General features: G+C 65.5%; 20 protein-coding genes. 10 read left to right on the top strand and 10 right to left on the bottom strand.

What is annotated here, in order from left to right; all coding sequences use genetic code 11:
• Positions 1–7 precede the first annotated feature (7 nt).
• The gene (locus tag D2V04_RS17770) at positions 8–277 is read right to left on the bottom strand and encodes a hypothetical protein (protein ID WP_147391803.1); all 270 of its coding nucleotides are present in this window, start codon (positions 275–277) and stop codon (positions 8–10) included.
• A gap of 345 nt (positions 278–622) precedes the next feature.
• Here D2V04_RS17770 and D2V04_RS08935 point away from each other — a divergent pair, with 345 nt between their 5' ends.
• Both D2V04_RS08935 and D2V04_RS08930 read left to right on the top strand, forming a co-directional pair.
• Positions 623–1,021, top strand: coding sequence for a hypothetical protein (locus D2V04_RS08935; protein WP_119513192.1), 399 nt, complete (start codon positions 623–625; stop codon positions 1,019–1,021).
• A 208-nt stretch (positions 1,022–1,229) separates the two neighbouring features.
• Positions 1,230–4,319 (top strand): TonB-dependent receptor plug domain-containing protein, encoded by a 3,090-nt coding sequence (locus tag D2V04_RS08930; RefSeq protein ID WP_119513190.1) that lies wholly within the window; start codon positions 1,230–1,232, stop codon positions 4,317–4,319.
• A 78-nt stretch (positions 4,320–4,397) separates the two neighbouring features.
• On the opposite strand, the gene clpB is transcribed toward D2V04_RS08930, so the two are convergent.
• Both clpB and D2V04_RS08920 read right to left on the bottom strand, forming a co-directional pair.
• On the bottom strand, positions 4,398–6,977 hold the full coding sequence (gene clpB, locus D2V04_RS08925) for an ATP-dependent chaperone ClpB (RefSeq protein WP_119513188.1): 2,580 nt from the start codon (positions 6,975–6,977) through the stop codon (positions 4,398–4,400).
• Between the two features lie 271 nt (positions 6,978–7,248).
• Positions 7,249–8,703, bottom strand: coding sequence for an ATP-binding protein (locus D2V04_RS08920; RefSeq protein WP_119513186.1), 1,455 nt, complete (start codon positions 8,701–8,703; stop codon positions 7,249–7,251).
• A gap of 186 nt (positions 8,704–8,889) precedes the next feature.
• Between D2V04_RS08920 and D2V04_RS08915 the strand changes: the two genes are divergently transcribed.
• The 3 genes from D2V04_RS08915 to D2V04_RS08905 all read left to right on the top strand — a co-directional run bounded on the left by D2V04_RS08915 (position 8,890) and on the right by D2V04_RS08905 (position 12,618).
• A complete protein-coding gene (locus D2V04_RS08915) occupies positions 8,890–11,799 on the top strand; it encodes a M16 family metallopeptidase (protein ID WP_119513184.1) in 2,910 nt (969 codons plus the stop codon).
• Between the two features lie 63 nt (positions 11,800–11,862).
• Complete coding sequence (locus tag D2V04_RS08910) at positions 11,863–12,168, top strand: hypothetical protein (protein ID WP_119513182.1); 306 nt, start codon at positions 11,863–11,865, stop codon at positions 12,166–12,168.
• A 99-nt stretch (positions 12,169–12,267) separates the two neighbouring features.
• Complete coding sequence (locus D2V04_RS08905) at positions 12,268–12,618, top strand: DUF2200 domain-containing protein (protein ID WP_119513180.1); 351 nt, start codon at positions 12,268–12,270, stop codon at positions 12,616–12,618.
• Positions 12,619–12,634: 16 nt separating this feature from the next.
• On the opposite strand, the gene D2V04_RS08900 is transcribed toward D2V04_RS08905, so the two are convergent.
• The 6 genes from D2V04_RS08900 to rpsU form a co-directional block, all read right to left on the bottom strand.
• Complete coding sequence (locus D2V04_RS08900) at positions 12,635–13,000, bottom strand: VOC family protein (protein ID WP_119513579.1); 366 nt, start codon at positions 12,998–13,000, stop codon at positions 12,635–12,637.
• A 28-nt stretch (positions 13,001–13,028) separates the two neighbouring features.
• On the bottom strand, positions 13,029–14,525 hold the full coding sequence (gatB, locus tag D2V04_RS08895; RefSeq protein WP_119513578.1) for an Asp-tRNA(Asn)/Glu-tRNA(Gln) amidotransferase subunit GatB: 1,497 nt from the start codon (positions 14,523–14,525) through the stop codon (positions 13,029–13,031).
• A 14-nt stretch (positions 14,526–14,539) separates the two neighbouring features.
• Positions 14,540–16,036: an Asp-tRNA(Asn)/Glu-tRNA(Gln) amidotransferase subunit GatA gene (gene gatA / locus D2V04_RS08890; RefSeq protein ID WP_119513178.1), complete on the bottom strand. Its 1,497-nt coding sequence runs from the start codon at positions 16,034–16,036 to the stop codon at positions 14,540–14,542.
• On the bottom strand, positions 16,036–16,338 hold the full coding sequence (gene gatC / locus D2V04_RS08885) for an Asp-tRNA(Asn)/Glu-tRNA(Gln) amidotransferase subunit GatC (protein ID WP_119513176.1): 303 nt from the start codon (positions 16,336–16,338) through the stop codon (positions 16,036–16,038). The genes gatA and gatC overlap by 1 nt, the downstream gene beginning before the upstream one ends.
• Positions 16,339–16,422: 84 nt before the next feature.
• Positions 16,423–16,980 carry an FKBP-type peptidyl-prolyl cis-trans isomerase gene (locus D2V04_RS08880; RefSeq protein WP_119513174.1) on the bottom strand — a complete coding sequence of 186 codons (558 nt, stop codon included), beginning with the start codon at positions 16,978–16,980 and terminating at the stop codon, positions 16,423–16,425.
• A gap of 83 nt (positions 16,981–17,063) precedes the next feature.
• Positions 17,064–17,270, bottom strand: coding sequence for a 30S ribosomal protein S21 (rpsU, locus tag D2V04_RS08875; RefSeq protein ID WP_119513172.1), 207 nt, complete (start codon positions 17,268–17,270; stop codon positions 17,064–17,066).
• A 212-nt stretch (positions 17,271–17,482) separates the two neighbouring features.
• Between rpsU and crcB the strand changes: the two genes are divergently transcribed.
• The 5 genes from crcB to D2V04_RS08850 are packed head-to-tail and all read left to right on the top strand — an operon-like array spanning position 17,483 to position 20,550.
• The gene (gene crcB, locus D2V04_RS08870) at positions 17,483–17,893 is read left to right on the top strand and encodes a fluoride efflux transporter CrcB (RefSeq protein WP_119513170.1); all 411 of its coding nucleotides are present in this window, start codon (positions 17,483–17,485) and stop codon (positions 17,891–17,893) included.
• A complete protein-coding gene (locus D2V04_RS08865; protein WP_119513168.1) occupies positions 17,890–19,005 on the top strand; it encodes an RluA family pseudouridine synthase in 1,116 nt (371 codons plus the stop codon). The genes crcB and D2V04_RS08865 overlap by 4 nt, the downstream gene beginning before the upstream one ends.
• 2 nt (positions 19,006–19,007) lie before the next feature.
• Positions 19,008–19,655 (top strand): HAD-IA family hydrolase, encoded by a 648-nt coding sequence (locus D2V04_RS08860; protein ID WP_119513577.1) that lies wholly within the window; start codon positions 19,008–19,010, stop codon positions 19,653–19,655.
• On the top strand, positions 19,652–19,861 hold the full coding sequence (locus tag D2V04_RS08855) for a hypothetical protein (RefSeq protein WP_119513166.1): 210 nt from the start codon (positions 19,652–19,654) through the stop codon (positions 19,859–19,861). The genes D2V04_RS08860 and D2V04_RS08855 overlap by 4 nt, the downstream gene beginning before the upstream one ends.
• Positions 19,858–20,550, top strand: coding sequence for an ATP12 family chaperone protein (locus tag D2V04_RS08850; RefSeq protein ID WP_119513164.1), 693 nt, complete (start codon positions 19,858–19,860; stop codon positions 20,548–20,550). The genes D2V04_RS08855 and D2V04_RS08850 overlap by 4 nt, the downstream gene beginning before the upstream one ends.
• Positions 20,551–20,566: 16 nt before the next feature.
• Here D2V04_RS08850 and D2V04_RS08845 read toward each other — a convergent pair whose 3' ends face one another.
• A complete protein-coding gene (locus D2V04_RS08845; RefSeq protein WP_228766339.1) occupies positions 20,567–21,157 on the bottom strand; it encodes an ABC-type transport auxiliary lipoprotein family protein in 591 nt (196 codons plus the stop codon).
• Positions 21,158–21,175 lie beyond the last annotated feature (18 nt).

Genomic DNA, 21,175 nt, shown 5'->3' with positions numbered 1-21,175 from the left:
GGTAGAATCAGTCGCTTTTCCAGCGCGCCGACTGGGTGCGCTCGGTCGCTTCGCGCTGATCACGCTTGAGTTGCGCCCACTGAGCAGCTGTCAAGCATATCTTTTCTGCACTCAAACGCGATCCCGTGTTCTTCTGCCGCTTGCAAATCACGCGATTTTGCGAAGCCTCCGTGTCGTCACCCGACGTCCGGGGGGCATCTTCAGCCTGGCCGTGTGCGGAAGCCGCGGCTGATACTGTAAGCGCGACTGTTGCAGCGACTGAAAAGAGATACTTCATCCAACTTGCCTTTCCGATCCAATGTTTTTCGGATGGTAGACCCTTCCAGCAGGAATAATGCGTACGAGATCTCGAGATCTCCAAAGGGTCACGCCGATGCTTTATACTGGAATTTCGCGTAGCATGCGAATAGTCTTTTTGCACGACGTCGTTGAGCGGCGGGTAGTCGAAACAGGGCGGGGGGAAGGGATGCCAGGATTGCAGCCAACGGGAAAGCATCTCCTCCGACCGATCATATGCGCGGGGATAGCTCTGTTATGCCTTTCCGCACCGTCGGCCGGGCAGGAGAGGGGGCAGCCAGATCTGCTGGCCCCTCTCAAGACTTGTCAGGCTGAGAGCGACGCCATGGTCCGGCTCGCCTGCTATGATGCAGCCGTCAAGGATATCGTGGCAGCGTCGGACCAAGGGGAACTACGAGTTATCGACGCTGAAGCGGTTCGCAAGACGCGCCGCGGTCTATTCGGCTTCTCGCTTCCCGACCTGGGTATATTCGGGGGCGATGATGGCGAGAAGGACGAACTCGACAGGCTGGAAACGACCGTCAGTAGCGTCCGCTATCTCACACCGAACTCATTCGTGTTCAGAATCGCGGAAGGCGATGCCCTTTGGCAGGTAAGCGATGCGCCCAGGCGTCTGCTGAGAGTCGAGTCCGGCGATCCCGTCGTTATCGAAAAAGCTGCACTCGGCAGCTACTTCATCCGTTTCGATGGCCAGAACGGCGTGAAGGGGCGACGGGTAGAGTAACCGCCAAAGATGCTTGCACACCATGATGTGTTGCAATTTAGCGACAGACCGTGCCGAACGGCGCAAAAGAGCTTAATTTCATTTGCGACTATCCACCCCGTGTCGCATCGGGACAGAATAAATGCCGCGCAGGCCGCTGCACGGTCACACTAACCTTACGTCTAACGCCGGCACACATACCGGCCTTCTTAGGGGGACTGAGAAAATCATGAACAATGCTTTTGTAAGCAAGGCCCGCTTGTTCGCTGGCGCCGGAGTGGCAGCGCTATCGCTCGCAGCCTTTACGTCGCCCGCTTATGCCCAGGATGCCGAGGATGATAGCCTCCAGGCACCGGCCGAAGAAGAGGTGCAGGAAACCCCTGCGACAGCGGAGCGGGATACGATCGTCGTGACTGGCTCGCGCATTCGTCGCGACGAATATTCGACGATCGAGCCCATCACTGTGGTTACGGCGGACGAGATCACCCAATCGGGTTTCAACAGTGCTGGGGACGCCCTGCAGAGCGCCGAAGTCACCGCTGGCTCGGGCCAGATCAATAACTACTACGCCGGCTTCGTTACGGACGGCGGGACCGGCGCCAATACGCTTGGCCTGCGCGGCCTCGGGCCCGCGCGTACACTGGTTCTGCTCAATGGCCGCCGTCTCGCGCCCGCAGGTACCCGCGGTGCGGTTCTCTCGGCCGACCTCAACGTGCTTCCGACAGCCATCGTAGAGCGGATCGAAATCCTGAAGGCAGGCGCTTCCTCGGTCTATGGATCCGATGCGATTGCCGGGGTGGTGAACATCATCGCGGACCAGGAAGTGCGCGGCCTCACGCTCGACGCGCAGGTCAATGTGCCGGAAGTGGGCAGCGGCATCGATCGCCGTATATCCGCCACCTTCGGCCTGGGCACTGACCGATTGAATCTCATCGGCTCGCTCGAGTATCGCAAGCGCAACGGAATTCGTCTCGCGGATGCCGACTTCACGCAGTGCCCGATCCCCGGCAACATCGATGGTGAGGGAGCCCCGCTCGGCTCGGCTGACCCTTACCCGCTTGGCGATCCGCGGAACTGCTTCACCATCGACAACGGGGGTGTAACGATCAACACGATCGGTACCGGCAGCCGGTCAGGCATCGGCCGTACAAGTGGTGCGCTTGGCACGTTCAACCGCTTCGTTCCGGCACCTGGCCAAGGCGGCGGCGCCACCCCGGGTTACTTGGGTGTCGGGCTCTACGATCGTGACAGCTTCGATCCCGCGAGCCAGCAGGAATACCTGATAACCCCCGTCGAAACCTACACTGGTTATCTTTCGGGAACCTACGAGCTTGATGCTCTCGGCAACGCTGAACTCTATGCAGAAGTTCTGGCCACCCGCCGGAAGTCCGAAGCGCCGCTCTATCGGCAGCTTTCGCTGGATTATCCGGTGTATCTGGTCGACGATCGCTGTGACGCGGTGTCCTGCTCGATCGATCCTGCCAGGCCCAATCCCCTCGTTCCCGAGTTTCTGCGGAACTCGATCCTTGCGTTCCCCAATGAAACGACTGGTGTCGGGTTCCTCGGTGTTCGGGCGTTCGTCGGCTTCGGTCTGACCGAGTCGAGCCAGGAGGTTGATTACGTTCGCGCGGGCGGCGGCATTCGTGGTGACTTCGTATTCCCGGGATGGCGTTACGATTTCTACGTGGGCAAGTCGTGGACCGACGGCACCTACGAGATCGAGTCGTTCCTGACCGACCGTATCGCGAATTCTTTCGACGTGGTTCAGAACGCTGACGGCACCATCAGCTGCGCGAGCCTGGCAACCAACCCGAACTGCGTCGCAGCCCCGCCACTCAATGCAGACACGGTGGGGGGTCGCCTGCCACAGACATATCGTGACTACATTCTGCAGAACACCGTCGGAACCAACAAATTCCGCGAGACGACGTTTGCCTTCGCCGTCGATGGTCCGCTGTTTGCTCTCCCCGGCGGAGATGTGCAGCTGGCCTTGGGCGCCGAATATCGTAAGCAGCGGATCGATGACACGCCGGATGTGAATGCGATTCAGGGCAACCTGCTCGGCCTGACTTCATCGGAGCCGACTCGCGGTACGGACAGCGTGCGAGAGGTCTTCGGCGAACTCTTCGTGCCGCTGCTGGCCGATCGTCCGTTCTTCGAGAATCTGAATCTGAATGCTTCAGCGCGCTACACGGATTACAAATCCTACGGCAGCGACGTCACATTCAAGATCGCGGGCGAGTGGGAACTGTTCCGTGGCTTCGGGTTCCGCGGCAGCTACGGTACGTCCTACCGCGCTCCGGCGCTGGCCGAGCAGTTCCTGGGCGCGACAAGCGGGTTCTTGGGAGGCGGTTCCGACCCCTGCGATAGTGATAACTTCCCGGACGATCCGGCTGATTATACGCCGAATGATACAATCACCGCGCAGAATTGCGCCCAGATTGGGATCGACGTAGCCACGTTCAGTCAGAACAACAGCATTACGACCTACAGCCTTGGCGGTGCGGAGTTCGGTCTCGAAGCCGAGACTTCCACCAACTGGTCGGTCGGGGCTGTAGTTCAGCCTCAGCTTCCGGCTGCAGTGGGTAGCCTTAGCTTGGCGCTCGACTACTTCGACATCAAGGTTGAAAACGGAGTTGCTCAGCTTGGAGCGGGGAATATCCTCAACCGTTGCTACAGCGATCCCGCTTTCGATCCGGATGCGGGCTTCTGCCGACTGCACGAACGTGACGCCAGCAACCGGCTGACTGTCAACAACGGCTACGTTAACCTCTCTACAGACATCGTGAAGGGCTTCGAGTTCAACGGTCGCTTCGCGACTGAAGCACTCTTTGGTAATCGGTTGGTGCTGAACGCCAGCGTCACCAAATACACCGAACAATCCAGTCGGCTGTTCGAGGATGAGTTCCTGACGGACGCGAACGGCACCTACGTCACCCCTGACTGGGTTGGCACTTTCGACGCAACCTACGATGTGGGCTCGGTGCTCTTGCGTTACGGTCTGACTTGGATCGACGGCAGTTCGGGAACGTACGAATACTTCGCATACGATGAGCAGACCGGGACGGTGGACGAAGACCTGGCGCAGCTCTATCGCGACAACTACATCCTGGAAGTGCCGGATTACTTCCTGCACAATGCCTCGGTACAGTTCGATGTGGCCGAAGACTTCGAGTTCACCATTGGCGTTCGCAACATCTTCGACAAGCAGCCCCCGCGGATCTCCGCAGCTGTTACGACGATTGGGAACGCCCCACTTTACTCAGGCTTCGACTACTTCGGTCGCCAGTTCTTTGTGAACACAACGTTCTCGTTCTGACGTGATCGTTGCCTAAAGATAAAGGGCCCCGGTTTCCCCGGGGCCCTTTTTTGTACTGCTTCGCTGCGTTTGCGGGCCCTAGCCCACCACCATCTCCAACTCCCCGTCGCCCTCGTCCACCTTCACCGTCGCGCCATCCGGCACTTCGCCTGCCAGCAGCTTCTCGGCGAGCGGGTCCTGCAGGTACCGCTGGACGGCCCGCTTCAGCGGCCTTGCGCCGTAGACCGGATCGTAGCCCACGCGGCCGAGCCAGCGGCGGGCGGCGTCGGTCAGATCGAGTTCGATCTTGCGGTCCTTCAGCAGCTTCTGCACGCGCGCGACCTGAATATCGACGATCGGCGCCATGTGCTCGGGTGCGAGGCGGTGGAACAGGATAATTTCGTCCAGCCGGTTGAGGAACTCGGGGCGGAAGTGTCCGCGCACGACGTCCATCACTTGCGGCTCGACGCTCTCGACACCCTGTCCGTCCTCGATCTGGGTCAGGAACTGGCTGCCGAGATTGCTGGTGAGGATGATCAGCGTGTTCGAGAAGTCGACCACCCTGCCCTGCCCGTCGGTCAGGCGCCCGTCGTCGAGCACCTGGAGCAGAACGTTGAACACGTCGTTGTGCGCCTTCTCGACCTCGTCGAACAGCACGACCTGATAGGGCCGGCGGCGAACCGCCTCGGTCAGCACGCCGCCTTCCTCGTAGCCGACGTAGCCCGGCGGCGCGCCGATCAACCGGGCGACCGCGTGCTTCTCCATGAACTCGCTCATGTCGATGCGGACCATGGCGTTGTCGTCGTCGAACAGGAAGCCGGCGAGCGCCTTGGTCAGCTCGGTCTTGCCGACGCCCGTGGGGCCGAGGAACAGGAAGCTGCCGAGCGGCCGGTTCGGGTCCTGCAGGCCGGCACGCGCGCGGCGCACGGCCTTGGAAACCGCCTGCACGGCCTGCTCCTGGCCGATCACCCGCTTGCCGAGGATCGATTCCATCTGGAGCAGCTTCTCGCGCTCGCCTTCCATCATCTTGTCGACCGGCACGCCGGTCCAGCGGCTGACGATCGAGGCGATGTCCTCCTCGGTCACTTCCTCGCGCAGCAGAGCGTTCTCGGCCTGGCCCTGGGCTTCGGCGAGCTGCTTCTCGAGCTCGGGGATGCGGCCGTAGGATAGCTCGCCGGCTTTCGCGAGATCGCCTGCACGCTGCGCCTGCTCGAGTTCGATCCGCGCGTGGTCGAGCTCTTCCTTGATCCGGCTCTCGGCATGGATCTTGTCGCGCTCGTTCTGCCAGCGCGTGGTCAGCTCGCTCGACTGCTGTTCGAGATTGGCGAGTTCCTCGCGCAGCGCCTCGAGCCGGTCCCTGGAGGCCTGATCGCTCTCCTTGCCGAGCGCCTGCTCCTCGATCTTGAGCTGGATGATCCGCCGGTCGAGCGCCTCGATCTCCTCGGGCTTGGACTCGACCTCCATACGGATGCGGCTCGCGGCCTCGTCCATCAGGTCGATCGCCTTGTCGGGCAGGAAGCGGTTCTGGATGTAGCGGTTGGAAAGCTGCGCCGCGGCGACGATCGCGCCATCGGTGATGCGCACGCCGTGGTGCAGCTCGTACTTGTCCTTGATCCCGCGCAGGATCGAGATCGTATCCTCCACGCTCGGCTCATCGATATAAACGGGCTGGAACCGCCGCTGGAGCGCCGGGTCCTTCTCGATGTACTTCTGGTATTCGTCGAGCGTGGTCGCGCCGATGCAGTGCAGTTCGCCGCGACTGAGCGCGGGCTTGAGCAGGTTGGAAGCATCCATCGACCCTTCCGAAGCGCCCGCGCCGATCAGCGTGTGCATCTCGTCGATGAACAGGATGATCTGCCCTTCCGCGCCCTTCACTTCGTCGAGCACGGCCTTGAGCCGTTCCTCGAACTCGCCGCGATACTTGGCGCCGGCGATCAGCGCGCCGAGATCGAGCGCCATCAGCGTGCGGCCCTTGAGGCTGTCGGGCACGTCGCCGTTAGCGATGCGCAGCGCGAGGCCTTCGGCGATCGCGGTCTTGCCGGTGCCGGGCTCGCCGATCAGCGCGGGATTGTTCTTGGTTCGGCGAGCGAGGATCTGAACGGTCCGGCGAATTTCCTCGTCGCGGCCGATCACCGGGTCGAGCTTGCCGTCGCGCGCCGCTTCGGTGAGATCGCGCGCATAGCGCTTCATCGCGTCGTAGGCCTGCTCGGCACCGGCGCTGTCGGCGGTGCGGCCCTTGCGCAGCTCGTTGATCGCGGCGTTGAGCTTTTGCGCATCGATGCCCGCTTCCTTGAGTGCCTGCCCGGCAGCCGTGGTCGAGGCCAGCGCCAGCGCCACCAGCAGCCGCTCGACGGTGACGAAGCTGTCGCCCGCCTTGCTCGCGATCTGCTCGGCCTGGTCGAGGACGCGCACGGCATCGTTGTCGAGCCCGGGCGTCTGCTGCGCACCGCCGCCCGACACCGCGGGAATCTTCGCCAGCTCGGCATCGACGCGATCGACCGCACGGCCGACGTCGCCCTCGGCGCGCTGGATCAGGCCCGCGGCCATGCCCTCGCTATCCTCGAGCAGCGCTTTCAGGAGGTGCAGCGGCGTGATCCGCTGATGGCTCATGCGGATGGCGACGGTCTGCGCGCTCTGCAGAAAACCCTTCGCCCGATCGGTGAATTTTTCGAGATTCATCGGTGATCCCTCATGCTGGTTACCGGCTCGATATGATGTTGCTAATTTGCAACACAAGAACACACCATAGGGAAATTTCGCGGTGTGTTAGGGAGATATAGGACCTTCTCCGCCTTGCGCGAGAGAGAGAAGGCGAAATTTTTTGCTTTTCGCCTGGGTATGGTGGCGATGGCTTTTAGGCCTCGAAATCGGCGGATGTGAGGGTTGATAACCTATTTGGTTATCTATGTCAAGAAAAATGCGCGTTCCGGCTAATCGCCGAGTGGCGGAGTCACCGGGGCTCGCCCGAAACCGCCTCGATCCCCGGCACGATCAACGTCCGCCCACCGCCGAAATCCTGCCGCACGACGATCAGCCCGAGCCGTTCCATATGATCGAGCAGGCGGCGGATGCGGCCCGGCGAGTTCGAGCCATAGACCCGCGACAGTTCCTCGTCGTCGGGCGCCGACAGGCCTTCTGCCGCCGCGGCGGCGACCGCGAGGTAAGGAGCAAGCACGTCGTCGGGCACGGCCTCGCCGAGCTGCAGGATGCGCGCACGGACCGGCTCGTCCAGTCGCTCCAGCCCTGCGCTGGCGATGGCGAACCGGCGGCGGAACGCGACCATGTCCGGCAGCGGACCGACCAGCCGCTGCTGGCGGCAGCGAACGAGGAAGCCCTGGTAGAGCGCGGAGGCGGACTGGAAGGTACTGCCCTCGTCGCGCGCCATCTCGGCGATCACCGCCTGGATCTGCTCGCCCGCCTCCCCGTTCGTGTCGGATGCCTCGGCGGCCGGCGCACGATCGGCCTCTTGCCGTGCAATGCTGGCTTCGAGCTGCTCCGGCTTCGGGGCGGGCGGAGGGGGCGGCGGCGGCGCGGCCTTGGCAGCTTCGCCCGCCAGCTCGTCGAGCAGCAGCGCCTCCATCTCGTCGGGCGCGGCGCTCGGCAGGGGTATGAGCCCGTCCTTGCGCGCGACGCTGCCCGACTTTACCGGCCCGATCTTCACCGCCACCGGCCGCCGCGTGATCGCCGGACCGAGCGCGAGGAAGTGCCCGCGCTCGAGTTCGCGGATACGCTCGGCCTGGCGGCGCTCCATCCCGAGCAGGTCCGCGGCGCGCACCATGTCGATGTCGAGGAAAGTCCGGCCCATCAGGAAGTTGGACGCTTCGGCCGCCACGTTCTTGGCCAGCTTCGCCAGCCGCTGGGTCGCGACGATCCCGGCCAGCCCGCGCTTGCGCCCGCGGCACATGAGGTTGGTCATGGCCGAGAGCGTCATCCGCCGCGTGTCCTCCGCGATCTCCCCGGCGACGGCGGGGGCGAACATCTGCGCCTCATCGACCACTACCAGCGCCGGATACCAGTGCTCGCGCGGGGCATCGAACAGGGCGGTGATGAACTGCGCGGCGCAGCGGATCTGCTGCTCGACCTCCAGGCCCTCCAGCGCGAGCACGACCGAGGCGCGGTGCGCGCGGATGCGGCGGGCGAGCGTCTCGACCTCGGCCGGCGAGTAGGCGGCGCCGTCGATCACCACATGGCCGAATGGCTCGGCGAGCGTGACGAAATCGCCCTCCGGGTCGATCACGACCTGCTGCACCATCTGCGCGCTCTCCTCGAGCAGGCGGCGCAGCAGGTGCGACTTGCCGCTGCCCGAGTTGCCCTGCACGAGCAGGCGCGTTGCGAGCAGTTCCTCGATGTCGAAGGCGACGGGCGCGCCGCCCGCATCATGGCCGATGGTGATCTGCGGTTTCACGGCCCATGCGCCTAGCCATCCGACCCCGCCTACCGGAAGGGGCGAAGATTACTTATCCCGAGCGAATCGCATGCGGCCGTGATGCGCCGGTATGCCCGGCAATGCCGTTCGCCGAAAAACCGTGTCGAATCGCTTGTCCCTGCCTAGTGTGCGTCCACAGGAACGAATCCATTCCGGGGGAAAATCATGCGTTTGAAACTCGCCGCGGTCAGTCTTGCCGCGCTGTCGCTCGCCGTATCGGTGGGGGCTCAGGCCCAGAACGCCGCGGATCCTGCCGCTCAGGCGGCGGCCGCAGCGACGGGCGAACCCGCGCCGGTATCGGAGCTGATCGAAAGCGTTTCGATTCCCTACGAGCAGTTCCAGCTCGACAATGGGCTGACCGTGCTGGTGCACGAGGATCGCAAGGCGCCGGTGGTCGGCGTTTCCGTGTGGTACGAGATCGGCTCGAAGCACGAGCCCAAGGGCAAGACGGGCTTTGCCCACTTGTTCGAGCACTTGATGTTCAACGGCAGCGAGAACGCGCCGGGCGACTTCTTCGAGCCGCTTCAGCAGGTCGGCGCGACCGACTTCAACGGCACGACCTGGTTCGACCGCACCAACTATTTCGAGACCGTGCCGACCGGCGCGCTCGACCTGGCGCTGATGCTGGAGAGCGACCGCATGGGCCATCTGCTCGGCGCCGTGACGCAGGAGAAACTCGATAACCAGATCGGGGTCGTTCAGAACGAGAAGCGCCAAGGCGACAACCAGCCCTACGGCCTCGTCGAATACGAGCAGCTCGAGAACCTCTACCCCTCCGGCCATCCGTACCACCACTCGACCATCGGCTCGATGGCCGACCTCTCGGGCGCCACGATGGAGGACGTGCAGAAGTGGTTTCGCGACCACTACGGTCCCAATAACGCCGTGCTGGTGCTGGCGGGCGATATCGATACCGCCACCGCGCGGGAGAAGGTGACCAAGTGGTTCGGCGCGATCCCTGCCGGGCCGGAGATCCACCCGGTTGCCGCACCGGTGCCGACGATGCCGGAACCGCTGTCGAAGACGATCTACGATCGCATCGCCAGCCCGCGCCTCTACCGCATGTGGGCGGTGCCGGGGCTCGACGACCCCGAGTACCTGCCGCTTTCGATGGGCGCGACGGTGCTCGGCGGCCTCGCCAGCTCGCGGCTGGATAACGCCCTCGTGCGCGAGCAGCAGCTTGCCGTGCGCGTCGTCGCCAGCGCGCAGATCTTCGCCCAGGCGGGCCAGTTCGTGGTCTATGCCGACGCCAAACCCGGCGTGAGCGAGGAACAGCTCGCCGCCGCGCTCGATGCCGAGATCGCCGAGTTCATCGCCGAAGGCCCGACTGCGGACGAGCTGCAGCGCGCCGTCACCACCTATGCCGCCGGGCAGATCCGCGGCCTGGAGCAGGTCGGCGGCTTCTCCGGCAAGGCGCCGACTTTGGCCGAGGGCCTGCTCTATTCGGGCAATCCGGCCGAGTACAAGGAAGTGCTCGAAACCGCCGCTGCAATGACGCCCGAGCGCGTGCGCGACGTCACTGCCAAGTGGCTCTCGCGCCCGGTATTCGAACTCACGGTCGAACCGGGCGAGCGCAAGGAAGGCGGCGAGGCTCGCGGCGGGTACTTCACCGGCGGCAGCGACAGCGGCCTTGCCGGTCCGGCGTTCTACTCCAGCCCGCTTTCGATGCAGGGCAGCACGGCCGCCGCGGAAGTCGACCGGTCGACCCTGCCCGAAGTGGGCGAGCTCAAGCCGCTCGACTTCCCCGACATCCAGCGCGCGACGCTCTCGAACGGGATGGAAGTCTATTTCGCCCAGCGCGACGCTGTACCGGCGGTCAGCGTGCGGGTGAACTTCGACGCCGGCTATGCCGCCGATCCGAAGGACAAGCTCGGCGTCCAGTCGCTGATGCTGAGCATGATGGACGAAGGCACGACCAGCCTCGATTCGAACGCGCTGGCGATCGCCAAGGAGCGGCTCGGCGCGAACCTCTACACGTATGCCGACATGGACACGACCGCGGTCGGTCTCGATGCCATGGCGCCGAACCTGGCGCCCTCGCTCGAGCTCATGGCCGACTATATCCGCAACCCGGCGTTCGATCCGAAGGAGCTCGAACGCGTCCGCGCGCAGCAGCTCACCCGGATCCAGAACGAGCTCAACAGCCCCGGCGCCATTGCGCAGCGTGCGCTGGCCCCGGTCCTGTTCGGCGATGCGCATCCTTACGGCATTCCGCCGTCAGGTACCGGCAATCCCGATGTCGTCGCATCGCTGACCGCACAGGAGCTGCGCGCCTTCCACGACACCTGGCTGCGCCCCGATCTGGCGCGCATCTTCGTGGTCGGCGACACGACGCTGGCGGAGACGACGCGTCTTCTGGAGCAGGCGTTCGGCAACTGGCAGGCACCGGCCACGCCCGCGCCGGAGAAGAACTTCGACGTCGCGGTCCCGGCACAGACGTCCCGGATCATCCTGATCGACCGGCCGAACTCGCCGCAGTCGGTGATCCTCGCCGGACGCGTGCTGGAGCAGAAGGGAACCGACGATCTTCTCGTCCTCAACGCCGCCAACGAGGTCTTCGGCGGCAGCTTCCTCAGCCGCATCAACATGAACCTACGCGAGACCAAGGGCTGGTCCTACGGCGTGCGCAGCATGGTCCAGCAGCCGCTCGATCGCTCGAGCTTCATGATCTACGCCCCGGTCCAGGCCGACCGCACCGGCGACTCGATCGTCGAGCTGCGCAAGGAACTGACCGCCTATACCGACGACGGCAAGGGCGTGACCCAGCCGGAGCTGACCCGCCTCATCAACGGCAACGTGCGCGAACTGCCGGGCCAGTTCGAGACCTCCGGCGACGTGCTCGGCGGCATCGTCAACATCGTCACCTACGGCCGGCCGGACGACTACTACGAGACGCTGAGCGAGCGCTACTCGGCTCTTACCGCGGCGGAAATCGATGCCGAGGCGGTCGAGACGCTTGAAGGGAACGACCTGGTCTTCGTGGTGGTCGGCGATGCCGACGTGGTCCGGCCGCAGCTCGAAACGCTCGGTCTGCCGGTCGAAGTTCGGGAGGCCGAAACCTCAGCCGGCGAATGAGCTTGTTGACATCAGTGTAAGCAATCGCGATTGCTGATGCACGTTACAAACGAGGAGATGACTATGTCTGTTGGCGGCACTTACGACTGTGTGACCAAGACCCCGATGGGGGAGCAGAAGAGCACTTTCACCGTGGTCCCGAGCGACGACGGCACGACCTTCACCGGCAGCAATGCCGGCACGCTCGGTTCGATGGAGGTCAAGGACGGCAAGATCGACGGCAACACGCTGACCTGGAAGATGGACATGACCGTGCCGATGCCGATGACGCTGGAAGGCACGGCCACGATCGACGGCGACCAGCTCACCGGCTCTGTCAACGCCGGCGCTTTCGGCGCCATGCCGATGACGGGCCAGCGCCAGGGCTGACATCGCCCTTCGCGAAGGACACGAGGGCCGCCGGAGCGATCCGGCGGCCCTTTTCTTTTCGTGCTCGGCCCGGCAAACTCGACTTTCCCGGAGGGCACCATGGCCAAGCACCGCATATATTCGATGAGCGTGGCGAGCGTGTATCCCCACTACGTCACCAAGGCGGAGAAGAAGGGGCGCACGAAAGCGGAAGTCGACGAGATCATCCGCTGGCTGACCGGGCACAGCCAGGCGTCGCTGGAGGACGAGCTGGCGAAGAAGACCAGCTTCGAGGATTTCTTCGCGCAGGCGCCCCACATGAACCCCGCGCGGTCGCTGATTACCGGAACGGTCTGCGGCGTGCGGGTGGAGGAGGTCGAGGAACCGCTGATGCGCGAGATCCGCTACCTCGACAAACTGATCGACGAACTGGCCAAGGGCCGTCCGATGGAAAAGATATTGCGCGCCTGAACCGCGTCCGCGAGTGCTAGCGATCGTCTGCCGAGGGTTCCCACAGCTCGATCGGGTTCCCTTCGGGATCGTGGATGCGGCAGAAGCGGCCGGCTTCGGAATCCCACTCCGGGCGCGTCTCGACCGCGATCCCTGCGGCTTTGAGATCCGCCATCGCGGCGTCGAGGTCCTCGACCCGGAAGTTTATCATCCACTGTTGTTCGGATCGGCCGAAATAATCGGTATCGGCACCGAATGGAGCGAACACGGTCGGCCCCGCCTGCTGCTGCCATACCGCCTTCACCATGTCGTCGATCCCGAGGTGCTTTTCGTACCACGCGGTGAGAGCGGCCGGGTCACGTGCCCGGAAGAAAAAACCCCCAATGCCCGTAACCCTGGTCATCATGCCCTCCCCTGTTGATCGATCGAAGCTACCCCAGCTTCGCCTTCAGCAGCTCGTTCACCACCGCCGGATTGGCCTTGCCCTGCATGGCCTTCATCGTCTGGCCGACGAAGAAGCCGAACAGCTTGTCCTTCCCGCCGCGGTATTCCTCGACCTTGTCGGCATTGGCGGCGAGGACCTTGTCGATCTCGGCCTCGATCGCGCCGGTATCGCTCTGCTGCTTGAGACCTTCGGTTTCGGCGATCTCGGCCGGCTCGCGGCCGGTCTTGAGGACGATCTCGAAGATCTCCTTCGCCTGCCCGCCCGAGATCTCGCCCGCGGCCTGCATCTGCAGGATCACGGCCTGGGCCTCGGCCGTGGCGTGCGCCGGATTGGCCTCGTCGCCCAGTGCGTTCATCACGCCCGGCGCGACCGACAGCGACCAGTTGGCGACCTGCGTGGCGACATCCTTCTCGCCTTTGCCGAGCCGCTTGGCGGTTTCCGCCAGCAGCGTCTCGAACCGGGCAAAAGTCTCGACCTCGGCCGTCAGAACCGCCGCGTTGTAGTCCGACAGACCCAGTTCCCCGACATAGCGCGCGCGCTTGGCGTCGGGCAGTTCGGGCAGCGAGGCACGGCATTCCTCGAGAAACGCATCGTCGAGCTCGAGGGGCAGCAGGTCCGGATCCGGGAAGTAGCGATAGTCGTGCGCGTCTTCCTTGCTCCGCATGGAGCGGGTGGTGCCGGTGTTCGGATCGAACAGCCGGGTTTCCTGCACCACCGTGCCGCCATCCTCGATCAGGTCGACCTGACGGCGCGCCTCGTGCTCGATCGTCTGCATGACGAAGCGCACCGAGTTGACGTTCTTCGTCTCGGTGCGGGTGCCGAACTCCTCGCCCGGACGGCGGACCGACACGTTCACGTCGGCGCGCATGGAGCCTTCCTCCATGTTGCCGTCGCACGAGCCGACGTAGCGCAGGATGGTGCGCAGCTTGCGGACATAGGCGCCCGCTTCGGCCGGCGAGCGCATGTCGGGCCGCGAAACGATCTCCATCAGCGCGACGCCGCAGCGGTTGAGGTCGACGTAGCTCATGGTCGGGTGCTGATCGTGCATCAGCTTGCCCGCGTCCTGCTCGACATGGATGCGCTCGATGCCGATGACCTTGTCCTGCGAGATGCCGGCCTTCTCGTCGGCTTCGATCAGGAGCTGCCCCTCGCCCACCAGCGGATGGTAGAGCTGGCTGATCTGATAGCCCTGCGGCAGGTCCGCGTAGAAGTAGTTCTTGCGATCGAACCGGCTCCAGCGGTTGATCTCAGCCTCGATCGCCATGCCCGTGCGTACCGCCTGGCGGATGCACTCGCGGTTCGGGACCGGCAACATGCCCGGCATCGCCGCGTCGATCAGGCTCACCTGCGTGTTCGGCTCCGCCCCGAACGCGGTGGAAGCGCCCGAGAACAGCTTGGCGTTCGAGGTGACCTGCGCATGGACCTCGAGGCCGATCACGACCTCCCACTCGCCCGTCGCGCCCTGGATGCGGTAAGTGCTCATCGTCTCGGCCCCCGTCACCACCACTTCTCCGGCTTCGCATCGAAGCCCGCGCGTTGCTGGATCGCGAGCCCGGCATTCAGCACGCCCTGCTCGTCGAAAGCCTTGCCGATAAGCTGGAGGCCGAGCGGCAGGCCCTCGCCGTTGAGCATCGCCGGCACGCTCATCGCGGGCAGACCGGCAAGGCTGGCGGGAACGGCGAAGACGTCGTTCAAGTACATCGCCAGCGGATCGTCCATCTTGTCGCCCAGCGCGAAGGCCGCGGTCGGCGTTGTCGGAGCGAGGATCACGTCGCACTGCGCCCACGCCTTCTCGAAATCGCGCGCGATCAATGTGCGGACCCGCTGTGCCTGGTTATAGTAGGCGTCGTAGAAGCCCGCAGAGAGCACGTAGGTGCCGATCAGGATGCGGCGCTTGACCTCGTCCCCGAAGCCCTCGGCGCGCGTGGCGGCGTACATATCCTGCAGCCCGGCCCCGTTCGGCAGCTCGCGCAGGCCGTAGCGAACACCGTCGTAGCGGGCGAGATTGCTCGAGGCCTCGGCCGGCGCGATGATGTAGTAGGCCGGCAGCGCATACTTCGTGTGCGGCAGGCTGATGTCGACCACTTCGGCGCCCGCGTCGCGCAGCCATTCCTTGCCGCGTTCCCAGCTTTCCAGGATCTCCGGGTCGGTGCCCTCCATCCGGTATTCCTTGGGAATGCCGACTTTCTTGCCGCGCAAGTCGGCGGAAAGGTTGGCTTCCCACTCGGGCACCGGCAGGTCGAGCGAGGTCGAATCCTTCGGATCGAAGCCCGCCATCGCGCCGAGCATGATCGCGCAGTCTTCGACGCTTCGCGCCATCGGCCCGGCCTGATCGAGGCTTGAGGCGAAGGCAACGACGCCCCAGCGGCTGCAGCGGCCGTACGTCGGCTTGATCCCGCAGATGCCGGTGAACGCCGCGGGCTGGCGGATCGAGCCGCCCGTGTCGGTGCCCGTCGCTGCCGGTGCGATCCGCGCGGCCACTACCGCCGAAGAGCCTCCCGACGATCCGCCCGGCGCGAGATCGGCATTGCCCCCAAAACCATCGGCACCCTTGCGGCGCCAGGGGCTGATCACGTTGCCGAAGTAGCTGGTCTCGTTCGAGGAGCCCATCGCGAACTGGTCGAGGTTGAGCTTGCCCAGCATGCCCGCGCCCGCGTTCCACAGGTTCTGCGAAACGGTGCTCTCGTACTCGGGCGTGAAGCCTTCGAGGATGTGGCTCGCCGCGGTGGTCTGCACGCCCTGGGTGGCGAACAGGTCCTTCATCCCGATCGGCACGCCTGCCATGGCGCCGAGCTGCTTGCCCGCGGCACGGTCGGCATCGACCTTCTCCGCGGCGGCCAGCGCGTGGTCGGGCGTGGTGACGATGAAGGCGTTGAGCTCGCCTGCGGCGGCGACGGCGACGTTGTGCGCCTCGGCCACTTCGCGCGCGGTGAAGTCGCCCGCGGCGACGCCGTCACGGATCGCCTTGACGCCGAGTTCGGTCAGTTCGGTCATTATTCGATCACCTTGGGCACGCCGAAGAAGCCGTGCTCGGCCGCGGGTGCGTTGGCCAGCACCGCGTCGCGCCGGTCGCCACCCGTCAGCGGGTCGGCGTCGATCACGTCGTCACGCAGGCGCAGGGTATTGGGAATGACGGCGGTCATCGGCTCGACCTGCGAGGTATCGACCTCGCCGAGCTGTTCGACCCAGTCGAGGATCTGCGAAAGCTCGGGCGCCATGCGCGCGAGTTCGTCCTCGCTCATTTTGATACGGGCCAGCGAGGCGATCTTCGCCACGGTGGTCTGGTCGACGGACATGCGAATTGCCCTTCGTTGGGAGGGTGATTGTCGAGAGCGGCGCTAGCAGCGCGCCCCCGGGCGTTCAAGCGGCGGCAGTGCGCCTCATTGCCCGGGTTGCGGCGCGCCTTCCTGCATCTGTTGCTGCTGCATCATCTGCTGGACCATCGCCACGCGGCGCTGGAAGTCCTCGCGGCTCATGATCTCGGTCACTTCCATGTCGAAGACCAGATCGGCCCCGGCCGGAATGCCCGAGCCCGGCGGCGGCTCGTCGCCGTAAGCGAGTTCCGACGGGATCTCGAGCACGTACTTCCCGCCCTTCTGCATCTGCTGCAGCCCTTGCTCGAAGCCCGGAATCGTCGCGCCCTCCTCGATCGGGAAGGGATTGCCGTCGGGCAGGAGCCCCGGGGGAAGCGGCAGCGACTGCGACTGGTCGAACACGGTGCCGTCGGCCAGTTTGCCGGTGTACTTCACGAACACGACGTCGCCCACCTGGGCAGTCGGCCCGGTGCCGGCACGCACCTCTTCCACGTCGACGCCCTGCGGCACCGCCGCCCAGGCGATTCCCGCCGCAAGCAGCACCGCCGCGGCCACGCCGAGCCAGAGCTTGGCGAGCGAGCCTTTCGCGATGGGCTGGAGAGGGACGCGGGTGACTTCGGCCATGTCGAGTTCCTGAATGCAAAAGGGCGCGGGGATCGGCCCGCGCCCTGATGGCTTATCGCTGTGATGTCTTCAAGCGTTCCGGCTTACTTCGCGCCGTCGCGTTCCAGCCGCTTGCGCTCGAGCTTGCGGGCGCGGCGAACAGCGGCGGCCTTTTCACGGGCGCGCTTCTCGCTCGGCTTCTCGTAGTGGCGGCGCAGCTTCATTTCGCGATACACGCCTTCGCGCTGCAGCTTCTTCTTGAGCGCGCGAAGGGCCTGGTCGACATTGTTATCGCGAACGACGATCTGCATAAATTCAAATACCTCACAGCAACGGCGCGAAACCCGCACAACGCGAGTCGCGCCTTTCGAAATCAACGAAAAGTGGGCCGAATCCGTTCCGGACCGGCTCGAACCGGGGCGCGCATAAGCGAACTCGCGCCAATTGGCAAGCCGCGACGCCTCCAGACGTCGCAAACGCGCTGCGGGATGACGAACGAACCAATGCCGTCTAAGGGGCGGCCATGTCCGCTGTCTCACCCCTTGCCGCTTCGCTCTATGTCTTCGCCGGAGGCGGAGCGGGTGCACTGCTGCGCTACCAGGCGGGCCGGCTCCTGACCCACCTGCTCGGGCCGCAGACCGTCACCGCCTTTCCCTGGGCCACGCTGACGGTCAATGTCATCGGGAGCTGCGCCATGGGCTTGCTCGCCGGCTGGCTGGCGCGGCACGGCGAGACCGGGGGCGAGCAATGGCGCCTTCTGATCGGTGTGGGCCTGCTGGGCGGCTTCACGACTTTCTCCGCATTCAGCCTCGAACTGATGCTGCTGATCGAGCGCGGGCAGCCGTGGCTGGCGGTGAGCTATACGCTGATTTCCGTGCTCGCGGGCCTCACCGGGCTCTACATCGGCCTCATTGCGATGCGGATAGCGGCATGAGCGATTCGGTTCGCCAGTTCACCGTCCAGCCCGACGACGACGGGGTGCGACTCGACCGCTGGTTCAAGCGCCACCTGCCGCAGATCGGCTTCGCGACGATCTCCAAATGGGCGCGCACGGGCCAGATCCGCGTCGACGGCGGGCGCGCGAAGCCCGAGGACCGGCTCGCCGCCGGCCAGGTCGTGCGGGTCCCTCCGGGCGGTGAGGCGCCTCACCGCAAGCCGGCCTCGAAACGCGAGCTGACGGCGGACGAGATCGCCGAAGCGCAGGCGATGGTGATTGCGCAGACGCGGTCCGCGATCGTATTCAACAAGCCTCCCGGCCTCGCGACGCAGGGCGGCACCAAGACGCATCGGCACGTCGACGGGCTGCTCGACGCCTTCGCGCCGGGTGAGGACGATCCGCGCCCGCGCCTCGTCCACCGGCTCGACAAGGACACCAGCGGCGTGCTGCTCGTGGCGCGCACTCCGGGGAGCGCGGCATCGTATTCCCGCCGCTTCTCGGGCCGCAGCGCGAAGAAGGTCTACTGGGCGCTGGTCGTCGGCGTGCCCGACGTGCCCGAGGGCACGATCGACGCGCCGCTGGCGAAGCAGCCCGGGACCGGTGGCGAGAAAATGCACGTCGACGAGGAGAACGGCCAGCGCGCCGTTACCCGCTACCGCGTGGTCGACAAGGCCGCGAAGAAAGCGGCATGGGTCGAGCTGGAACCGATGACCGGGCGTACGCACCAGCTCCGCGTCCACATGGCCGCGATCGGGCATCCCATTCTCGGCGACGGCAAGTACGGCGGGCAAGATGCGTTCCTGACCGGCAGCGTGAGCCGCAAGATGCACCTCCACGCGCGGCGGCTGATCATCGAGCAGCCGGAAGGCGGAAAGCTCGACGTGACAGCCGACCTTCCCGAGCATTTCGCGGCAAGCATGGAGCAGCTCGGCTTCGATCCGGCCCTCAGCGAGGCCGAACCGCTGCGCGAGGAATCGAACGAGCGCACGCCCGCGGAGAAGAAGCAGGCGGCCCGCGCGCATGCCAAGCAGTACCGCCGTGGCCGCCGGGGCGAACGCCGGTCGCGCGGTGCCGCTCCGAAGCCCAAAGGCAAGGGCAAGCGCAAGTGACCGTGCGGCTGGCGATCTTCGACTGCGACGGGACGCTCGTCGATGGCCAGGCGGCGATCTGCAACTCGATGGAAACGGCCTTCGCCAGTGCGGGCCTGCCTGCCCCCGACCGGCACGAGGTGCGCCGCATCGTCGGGCTCAGCCTGCCGCAGGCGATCCGCCTGCTCGCGCCCGATGCCGACGACGCGCTCCACCGCCACGCCGTCGACGCCTACAAGGAGGCATTCCGTGCCTGCCGGCTCGAGGGAACGCTGGAGGAGCCGCTGTTCGAAGGCATCGCCGATGTCCTGGTTCGCCTGGCGGAGTGCGGCTGGACGCTCGGTGTCGCGACCGGCAAGTCGGACCGGGGGCTCGCGAGCTGCCTCACCACCCACGGGCTCGCCGACCACTTCGTCACGCTACAGACCGCCGATCGCCACCCCTCGAAGCCGCATCCCGCGATGCTCGAAGCGGCGCTGGTCGAGGCAGGCGCGGAACCCGCCGATGCGGTGATGATCGGCGACACGACATTCGACATGGAGATGGCCCGCGCCGCCGGCGTGCGCGCGATCGGCGTCGCCTGGGGTTATCACACGGAACACGAGCTGCGCGATGCAGGCGCCGAGCACGTCGCTGCGACTCCGGCCGAACTGGGAGACCTGCTGTCATGAACGATCCTGCACAGTCGTCCCGCTATTTCGCGATGGTCGCGGTGCGCTTTGCCGGCGTCGCGCTGATCCTGCTCGGCATCCTCATCGTGCGGCGCGTTCTGGAGCTGCCCGACGCGCTCGGCTACGCGCTGCTGGTCGCCGGGCTGGCCGGCTTCTTCGTCATGCCCACCGTTCTCGCGCGGCGCTGGCGGAGCCCGAAGGAATGAAGCGCTTCTACCGCGAGGTCACAGTCGAGGAAACGGAGGGCGGATGGCGCGTCACGCTCGATGGCCGCGCCATCAAGACCGCCCTCGGCGCCCCGCAAATCGTGCCGACGCGCGAACTCGCCGAAGCCCTGGCCGCAGAGTGGTCGCAGCAGGGCGAGGAGATCGATCCCAGCACCTTTCCGCGGCGCGACATGGCCGACTACGCGATCGATGTGGTTCGCGCGGATCGGACGGCGGCGGTCGGCAAGCTGATGGCTTTCGCCGAGACCGATACGCTCTGCTATCGCGCCGATCCGGACGAGCCGCTCTATCGCCGGCAGCAGGAGATATGGGAACCGCTGGTAACCGCGCTGGAAGGCCGCGAGGGCATCCGCCTCGACCGCGTGAGCGGAGTGATCCACCGCCCTCAGCCGCAGGCCAGCCTCGACGCATTGCGCGCGCGGCTTGGCGCACTCGATGACTTCACGCTCGCGGCCTTACAGACGATGGCCTCGCTCTGCGCCTCACTGTGCATTGCTCTGGAGGCGCTGCAAGCGGATGCCGATGCCGAGACGCTCTGGTCGGCGGCCCATCTCGAAGAGGATTGGCAGGCGGAGCTATGGGGCCGCGATGCCGAAGCCGAGGCTCGGCGGGAGAAACGACGGGCGGAGTTCCTAGAAGCATTCCACTTCGCGAGGGTCGTGGTCTAGGTCGAATAGCGACCCGTCACCCGATCCATTCCGCAACCTGCCCGGCAACATCGTTCGCCGCACGATTGAGCGCCTCGCCCACCGGTCCCGCTTCGGCTGCGACGCCCGGGATCACGCTCTCGAAGCGGCGCGTCTCGATCGCGTCGCCTTCCGCCTCGCGGATCGCATCGAACCGCACGACGACGGAGGATGTACGGGCATCGTAGCCGAAATCGCGCAACACGCCGCGAAGCTGGGTCTTCGGCGTGAGCGCCGGATCGTCGGAATCGATCACCACCCGGTTGCTGCGGGTACGGATCGTTTCCGCAAGCAGCCCGCGGAACAGGCGTGCGGGCTTGTCCACCCACACCGCATCCTTGAGGTAGGCGATATTGGCGTTATCGACCTGCACCGGTACGCGCACCACGTCGAGCCGCGCCGGCGCATCAGGTACGAGGATCGCGAGCGCCCCCGCCTGGCTGCCGGTCGTGCCCGAGCCGGCCGGCGCCTCCGCCGTGGGAGTCAACGTCAGCAGGCTCTCGGGCGGCTCCTTGCCGAAGCTCACGCAGCCGGCGAGCACGGTGAGCGCCGCCAGCGCCGGAAATATCCTGATGGCTGTCGCGCGCATCGCGTTCCCCTGTCTCTT

The sequence above is a fragment of the Pelagerythrobacter aerophilus genome, assembly GCF_003581645.1.
GTDB lineage: Bacteria > Pseudomonadota > Alphaproteobacteria > Sphingomonadales > Sphingomonadaceae > Pelagerythrobacter > Pelagerythrobacter aerophilus.
The sequence above is the reverse complement of the archived record's forward strand: the minus strand, read 5'-3'. Positions and strand labels throughout refer to the sequence as shown.

Excerpts from the sequence above, each read along its gene's own strand:
- D2V04_RS17770 (WP_147391803.1), bottom strand. The coding sequence starts at position 277 with ATGAAGTATCTCTTTTCAGTCGCTGCAACAGTCGCGCTTACAGTATCA.
- D2V04_RS08935 (WP_119513192.1), top strand. The coding sequence starts at position 623 with ATGGTCCGGCTCGCCTGCTATGATGCAGCCGTCAAGGATATCGTGGCA.
- D2V04_RS08930 (WP_119513190.1), top strand. The coding sequence starts at position 1,230 with ATGAACAATGCTTTTGTAAGCAAGGCCCGCTTGTTCGCTGGCGCCGGA.
- clpB (WP_119513188.1), bottom strand. The coding sequence starts at position 6,977 with ATGAATCTCGAAAAATTCACCGATCGGGCGAAGGGTTTTCTGCAGAGC.
- D2V04_RS08915 (WP_119513184.1), top strand. The coding sequence starts at position 8,890 with ATGCGTTTGAAACTCGCCGCGGTCAGTCTTGCCGCGCTGTCGCTCGCC.
- D2V04_RS08910 (WP_119513182.1), top strand. The coding sequence starts at position 11,863 with ATGTCTGTTGGCGGCACTTACGACTGTGTGACCAAGACCCCGATGGGG.
- D2V04_RS08905 (WP_119513180.1), top strand. The coding sequence starts at position 12,268 with ATGGCCAAGCACCGCATATATTCGATGAGCGTGGCGAGCGTGTATCCC.
- D2V04_RS08900 (WP_119513579.1), bottom strand. The coding sequence starts at position 13,000 with ATGACCAGGGTTACGGGCATTGGGGGTTTTTTCTTCCGGGCACGTGAC.
- gatB (WP_119513578.1), bottom strand. The coding sequence starts at position 14,525 with ATGAGCACTTACCGCATCCAGGGCGCGACGGGCGAGTGGGAGGTCGTG.
- gatA (WP_119513178.1), bottom strand. The coding sequence starts at position 16,036 with ATGACCGAACTGACCGAACTCGGCGTCAAGGCGATCCGTGACGGCGTC.
- gatC (WP_119513176.1), bottom strand. The coding sequence starts at position 16,338 with ATGTCCGTCGACCAGACCACCGTGGCGAAGATCGCCTCGCTGGCCCGT.
- D2V04_RS08880 (WP_119513174.1), bottom strand. The coding sequence starts at position 16,980 with ATGGCCGAAGTCACCCGCGTCCCTCTCCAGCCCATCGCGAAAGGCTCG.
- rpsU (WP_119513172.1), bottom strand. The coding sequence starts at position 17,270 with ATGCAGATCGTCGTTCGCGATAACAATGTCGACCAGGCCCTTCGCGCG.
- crcB (WP_119513170.1), top strand. The coding sequence starts at position 17,483 with ATGTCCGCTGTCTCACCCCTTGCCGCTTCGCTCTATGTCTTCGCCGGA.
- D2V04_RS08865 (WP_119513168.1), top strand. The coding sequence starts at position 17,890 with ATGAGCGATTCGGTTCGCCAGTTCACCGTCCAGCCCGACGACGACGGG.
- D2V04_RS08855 (WP_119513166.1), top strand. The coding sequence starts at position 19,652 with ATGAACGATCCTGCACAGTCGTCCCGCTATTTCGCGATGGTCGCGGTG.
- D2V04_RS08850 (WP_119513164.1), top strand. The coding sequence starts at position 19,858 with ATGAAGCGCTTCTACCGCGAGGTCACAGTCGAGGAAACGGAGGGCGGA.
- D2V04_RS08845 (WP_228766339.1), bottom strand. The coding sequence starts at position 21,157 with ATGCGCGCGACAGCCATCAGGATATTTCCGGCGCTGGCGGCGCTCACC.